Genomic DNA, 6,329 nt, shown 5'->3' on the forward strand with positions numbered 1-6,329 from the left:
AAGTTCCGTGACCAGCGAACCCTACGACGTGGTCGGGATCGGCTTCGGCCCGTCGAACCTGAGCCTCGCGATCGCGCTGGAGGAGACCGGCGTGCTCACCGCGGCCTTCTTCGAGAAGCAGGACTCGCTTCGCTGGCACAGCGGCATGCTCGTGCCCGGGGCGAAGATGCAGGTGTCCTTCCTCAAGGACCTCGCGACGCCGCGCAACCCGGTGTCGTCCTACGGCTTCGTGTCCTACCTGCACGACCGGGGCAGGTTCGCGCGGTTCGTGAACAACAGCGACTTCTTCCCCACCCGGCGGGAGTTCCAGGACTACCTGCACTGGGCCGAGGCGCGGCTGTCCCAGCGCGTGCACTACCGGTCGGAGGTCGTGTCCGTGCGCCGGACGGAAGGCCTGCTGCGGGTGCACGTGCGCGACACCGGGACCGGGGCGGGGCGCACGGTGGACGCGCGCAACGTCGTGATCTCCACCGGGCTGGTGCCGAGGATGCCGGTCGGGCTGGAAGCCGGTGACTCGGTCTGGCACAGCTCGCAGTTCCTGCACCGCTTCCACGCGCTCGGCGATCGCGAGGTGCGCAGGGTCGCGGTGGTCGGTGCCGGGCAGAGCGCGGCCGAGATCGTTCGGTTCCTGCACGAAAGCCTTCCCGCGGCGCAGGTCTACGCGGTGCTGCCCAGCTACGGCTACGCGATCGCGGACAACACCCCGTTCGCCAACGAGGTGTTCGACCCCGCCGCCGTCGACTTCTTCTACGAGGCGTCCGACGAGGCGAAGGCGGCGATCTGGCGCTACCACCGCAACACCAACTACTCGGTGGTCGACGACGAGGTGATCCGCGACCTGTACCAGCGGGCCTACGACGACGAGGTGCGCGGCGAGACGCGGCTGCGGTTCCTGCCGCTCACCAGGGTCGTCGGCGCGAAGCAGGAACGTGACGGGATCACCCTGCAGACCCACTCGACCGCCGACGACCAGCCGCGCGACCTCCCGCTCGACCTCGTGGTCTGCGCGACCGGGTACGACCCGATGGACCCCGGCGAGCTGCTCGCCGGTCTCGGCTGCCCCGTCGCCTATGACGAGCTGGGGCGCCACCTGGTCGGCCGCGACCACCTCCTGGTCACCGAGCAGGACCAGGACTGCGGCATCTACCTGCAGGGCGGCACCGAGCACACGCACGGCCTGACCTCGTCCCTGTTGTCCAACATCGCCGTGCGCGGCGGCGAGATCACGCAGTCGATCCTGCGTCGCCGCACGAAGCAGAGGAATGGAGCATCCGCATGAGCACCAACCCGTTCGACGACGAGAACGGCGAGTTCTACGTGCTGATCAACGACGAGGAGCAGCACTCGCTGTGGCCGACGTTCGCCCCCGTGCCCGACGGCTGGCGCGTGGTCTTCGGCGCGAGCACCCGCCAGGAGTGCGTCGACCACGTCGAGCAGAACTGGACGGACATGCGCCCGAAGAGCCTGCGCGACGCCATGGAACGCGACGAGCGGGCCGCCGGGGTCACGGGCTGAGCGGGAGACGGGAATGACGATCGCGCAGAAGTGGAAGATCCACCCGGAGCACGGCTGGTTGCACGGCGCCCGGCCGGAGGACCCGGTCGTCCAGGACCCGGACTCGGGGATCTGGAACGTGTACGGGTACCGGGAGGCGGTCGCCGTGCTCGGCGATCCGGCCACGTACTCCTCCAGGACGGCGCAGCTGTTCGCCGAGGACGGCGGCGAGGTCATCGCGGACGGCGACCTGCTGCAGACCGATCCGCCGGACCACCGCCGGCAGCGCGACCTCGTCCGGTACGCGTTCACCCCGCGACTGCTCGCCGGCGTGGAACCGAGGATCACCGAACTGGTGGACGAGCTGCTGCGCGCCGTCGCCGACCCCGGCGACTTCGACCTGGTGGACGCGCTGTGCTCGCCGCTGCCCATTCTGGTCGTCGGCGAGATGATCGGACTGCCCCGTTCCGACGTGCCGAAGCTCGAGCGGTGGATGCGGGAGATGGCGGCGAGCTTCGGCGACCTGTCACCCGCCGCGGACCAGGCCGAGCAGGAGCGGGTCTTCGCGGTGACCGCCGGACTGATGGAACAGGTGGTGGAGTACCTGCGCGAGCACGTCCGGACGCGTACCGGCGCAGCGGGTGAAGGGCTGCTCGACCGGCTGGTGACGGCCGAGATCGACGGCGAACGGCTCAGCGAGGACTACGTCGTGGCCTTCGTGAAGAGCATGATCGTGGCGGGGCACTCGACCACCTCGATGATGCTCGCCAACACCGTGCTGTGCCTCGACGGTGACCCCGAGCTGGACCGGAGGGTTCGGGCCGACCGGTCTCTGATCGCGGGACTGGTGGAGGAGTCCATGCGGTTCCTCAGCCCGATCGCCGCCACCTACCGCGTCACGACCCGGGCCACGACGCTCGGCGGCCGGGAGCTGGGCGCGGGCAGCATCGTGATGGTGTGGATGGCCGCGGCCAACCGCGATCCCCGGCAGTTCCCCGATCCCGACGTGTTCGACCTGAGTCGCAGTCCCAACTCGCAGCTCGGGTTCGGGCACGGCATCCACTTCTGCCTCGGGGCGCCGCTCGCGCGGATGGAGGCGCGGATCGCGCTCAACGCCCTGTTCGACCGCTTCCCGAGCCTGCGGGTGCGGGAGGGCGCCACCCCGAAGGCGCACCCCGCGTTCGACACGACAGGTCTGGCCACGCTGCCCGTCGTGGCGCAATGATGGCGCCACGGGTGTGCCGGCGCGTTCGGCGGCGGGGTGAAGGTCTCGGCAGAGGTGGGATGTCGGCACGTTTTCGCAGGTGAGAGTGTTGATTCTGTTGTTGCACCGCGGTTCGGTGGTACGCCCGGTTGATCGTGGGGCGACACGAGAAGTGTCAACCCAGGTTGTCATGGCGCCATGACTGTGCCAGAATGGCGCCATGGACCTGGAACACTACGCCGACGAGCTGCGGCAGCAGTTCCTGCTCGCCGCCGAGGCGCATGGTGACGAGGCGCGCGGTGTCGCCGAGCGCCTCGTCGGCTTGCTCGACTCCGCGGTCCAGGTGGCGATGCTCGGCCTGCTGTCGGAGGCCGCCGACGAGCTGACCCGCGACCTCGCTCCGGACACGGTGGAACTGCGCCTGCGCGGCATGGCGCCGTCGTTCGCGGTGACGAGGGCGGAGAGCGCGGGCGGAAACGGCGGTCAGGTGTTCGGCGTGCCGGACTCCGGGCCGCCCGCGGAGGCCGCGGGCGAGGACAACACCCCGGCGCGCATCAACTTCCGCCCGCCGGAGCACCTCAAGGTCCGCGTCGAGGAGGCCGCACAGCGCGAAGGGCTGTCTGTCAACGCGTGGCTGGTCCGCGTCACGGCAGCCGCCCTGTCAGGACAGTCGGAGCGCGGTGCCGTCATGAGCAACCGCTTCCGGGGATGGGTTCGCTGAACCGCCGTGCAGATCCGCGAACCCGACACCACCCTGGAGTTCCCATGACCGCGTTCTCGACACCGGAACCGATCTTCCTGTCCGTCCAGCTCCCCGCGGGGGAGATCCACCTCGTCGCCGGTGCGGTCGGCGAGACCACCGTCGTCGTCGGTCCGGCCGACGCCGGCAGCGCGGCGGACGTCGCCGCCGCCGAGCGCGTCAAGGTCGAGCACACGCCGGGCAAGGTGGTGGTGCGTGCTCCCGGCTCGATCAAGGGCAGGCGTGGCCCGTCCGACGGCAGTGTCGCCGTGCAGGTGACGCTGCCGGAGGACTCGCACGTCCGGCTGGGTTCCGCGTGGGCCAACCTTCGCGCGGAGGGCCGGCTCGGCGTGTGCCGCATGGACACCGTCACGAGCGCCATTCAGCTCGACCGCACCGGGATGCTCCAGGTGACGGCCGTGCGGGTCGAGCTCACCGTCGGCAGGGTCATCGGCCAGGTCAAGCTCGCGTCCCGCTCGGGATCGCTGTGGTTCGACGAGATCGACGGTTCCGCGGTGATCAAGAACGACCACGGCGAGTGCACGATCGGCAAGGTCACCGGCCCACTGCGGCTGCTCGGCGCCAACGGGGAGTTCACCGTGGACGCCGCGGAGGCCGAGGTGCGCAGCAAGACCGCGTACGGAGCCGTGCGCATCGGCGAGCTGATGGGCGGCACGGCCATGCTCGCGTCAGCCTCCGGCGAGCTGGAGATCGGCATTCCCGAGGGCACCGCCGCCCGCCTGGATGTCAGCACCGTGCGCGGAATCATCTACAACGGGCTCACTGAGGTCGACCGGCCCGGCGGCGACGACCGCACGGTCGACGTGCACGCCCACACCTTCGACGGCGACATCGTCATCCGGCGCACCAGACCGCGATGAACCAGGCGCGCCAACAGACACGACACGAACAACACGACGGGAGGGGGACCGCGATGACGGGGAACGACGGACTGGCGCTGGACGTCGAGGGCCTGCGGATGCGCTACGGCACCACCGATGTCCTGAAGGACGTCACGCTGCGGGTGCGACGCGGTGAGGTGGTGTGCCTGCTCGGTCCGAACGGGGCGGGCAAGACCACGACGATCGAGATCCTCGAGGGTTTCCGGATGCGGTCGGCGGGCAGGGTCGCCGTGCTCGGCGTCGACCCGGCGAACGGCGACGAGGCGTGGCGGGCGCGGGTGGGGGTCGTCCTGCAGTCCTGGCGCGACCACGCGCGCTGGCGGATCAGGGAGCTGCTCCAGCACCAGGGTTCGTACTACGCGCCGTACTCCGACGCGCACGTGCAGCGGCCGTGGGACGCCGACGAACTGATCGCGGCGGTCGGGCTCACCGAGCACGCGCACAAGAAGCTGCGCATGCTCTCCGGCGGCCAGCGCCGCCGGGTGGACGTCGCGATCGGCATGGTCGGAAAGCCCGAGCTGATCTTCCTCGACGAGCCGACGGCGGGCCTCGACCCCGAGGCGCGCCGGGAGTTCCACGCGCTGATCGCCGAGGTCTCCCGCCAGGGCCACACCACGATCGTGCTCACCACGCACGACCTGGCGGAGGCGGAGAAGCTGGCCACCCGCATCATGATCCTCGACGGCGGCCGCATCGTCGCCGACGGCACCGCGGCCGAGCTGCGCGACAGCATCGCGGGCGAGGACCAGGTCAGCTGGACGCTCGACGGCGAGCACCACACGGAGTCCACTCCGGACGCGACGAAGTTCGTCTTCGACCTGTTCAAGGAGCACGGTGACGCGATCACCGACCTGGACATCAAGAAGGCGTCCCTGGAGGACACCTACCTGACCATCGTCAGCCGCGCGGAGCAGCGTGGCCAGATCGAGACCACCGGGGGAGCGGCATGACGAGCACGAAGTCGGCGGCGGTCCGAGCGGGGTTCGCCCGCGGCTGGATCGAGTTCCGCCAATCCTTCACCAACGGCGCGGACCTGTGGTCGCACTTCTTCTGGCCGCTGCTGATGCTGGTCGTGATCTACTTCGTCCGGGACGTGTCCTTCGGCAACAGCGGGTTCTTCCTCGGCACCCTCGCGTTGCCGAGCATCCTGGGCATGAACGCGGCGTTCGGCATGATCTCGATGAGCCAGCAGCTCACCGTCGACCGCGAGGACGGCACCCTGCTGCGCGCCAAGGCGACGCCGAACGGCATGGTCGGCTATCTCATCGGCAAGATCGTGTCGGTGGCCGGCAGCCTCGTCGTCGACCTCGCGATCTTCCTGATCCCCGGCATGATCCTGGTCCCCGGCCTCACGATCAGCGAGGCGTCCGCGTGGCTCACGCTGATCTGGGTGCTGCTGCTCGGGATGATCGCGACGCTGCCGATCGGCGCCGTGCTGGGCTCGGCGTTCGCGAGTGCCCGCGCCCAGCAGTTGCTGATGCTGCCGATCATCACGCTGATCGGCATCTCGGGCATCTTCTACCCGCTGGCCGCGTTCCCGGTGTGGCTGCAGTGGATCGCGCAGATCTTCCCGGTCTACTGGATGGGTCTGGGCATGCGGTCGGCGCTGCTGCCGGCCGGCGCGGAGCAGGTCGAGATCGGTGAGTCGTGGCGCCACCTGGAAACCGTGGCGGTGCTGGGTGTCTGGGCCGTGGTCGGCCTGGTGCTGGCGCCGATCCTGTTGCGCCGCATGGCTCGCCGCGAGTCGGGTTCGAGCATCGCCGAGCGTCGTGAGAAGGCGTTGCAGCGGGTGGGCTGACTTCCCCGGGGAGCGCCGGGTCCCGCGACACCCCCCACGCCGGGCCGGCGTGCACAAAACCAGTGGCGGCGGGTTGCTCCGGGCTCGCGGCCCCGGGCGCCCCCCCCCCGGGTGACCCGGGGGGGCGCCGGCGCCGGGGGTTGGGGGGGGGGGGGGGGGGCGGCAAGTGCCGGGGCGGGTGCGGGCAGAGCT

7 protein-coding genes are annotated in these 6,329 nt (G+C 70.3%); all 7 read left to right on the forward strand.

Annotation, left to right across the window (positions count from 1 at the left end; translation table 11 throughout):
• Positions 1–7: 7 nt before the first annotated feature.
• A complete protein-coding gene (locus ABZV40_RS40410) occupies positions 8–1,279 on the forward strand; it encodes a SidA/IucD/PvdA family monooxygenase (RefSeq protein WP_355454480.1) in 1,272 nt (423 codons plus the stop codon).
• Positions 1,276–1,515: an MbtH family protein gene (locus ABZV40_RS40415; RefSeq protein ID WP_355454482.1), complete on the forward strand. Its 240-nt coding sequence runs from the start codon at positions 1,276–1,278 to the stop codon at positions 1,513–1,515. The genes ABZV40_RS40410 and ABZV40_RS40415 overlap by 4 nt, the downstream gene beginning before the upstream one ends.
• 13 nt (positions 1,516–1,528) lie before the next feature.
• On the forward strand, positions 1,529–2,719 hold the full coding sequence (locus ABZV40_RS40420; RefSeq protein ID WP_355454484.1) for a cytochrome P450: 1,191 nt from the start codon (positions 1,529–1,531) through the stop codon (positions 2,717–2,719).
• Positions 2,720–2,918: 199 nt separating this feature from the next.
• Positions 2,919–3,419 carry a hypothetical protein gene (locus ABZV40_RS40425; protein ID WP_355454486.1) on the forward strand — a complete coding sequence of 167 codons (501 nt, stop codon included), beginning with the start codon at positions 2,919–2,921 and terminating at the stop codon, positions 3,417–3,419.
• Between the two features lie 44 nt (positions 3,420–3,463).
• Positions 3,464–4,318, forward strand: a complete 855-nt coding sequence (locus tag ABZV40_RS40430; protein ID WP_355454488.1) for a hypothetical protein — start codon at positions 3,464–3,466, stop codon at positions 4,316–4,318.
• Positions 4,319–4,371: 53 nt separating this feature from the next.
• The gene (locus tag ABZV40_RS40435; protein ID WP_355454490.1) at positions 4,372–5,289 is read left to right on the forward strand and encodes an ABC transporter ATP-binding protein; all 918 of its coding nucleotides are present in this window, start codon (positions 4,372–4,374) and stop codon (positions 5,287–5,289) included.
• On the forward strand, positions 5,286–6,137 hold the full coding sequence (locus tag ABZV40_RS40440; protein ID WP_355454492.1) for an ABC transporter permease: 852 nt from the start codon (positions 5,286–5,288) through the stop codon (positions 6,135–6,137). Before ABZV40_RS40435 ends, ABZV40_RS40440 begins: the two co-directional genes overlap by 4 nt.
• The last annotated feature ends 192 nt before the right edge of the window (positions 6,138–6,329 follow it).

The organism is Lentzea sp. NPDC004782, from assembly GCF_040609115.1.
Classification (GTDB): domain Bacteria; phylum Actinomycetota; class Actinomycetes; order Mycobacteriales; family Pseudonocardiaceae; genus Lentzea.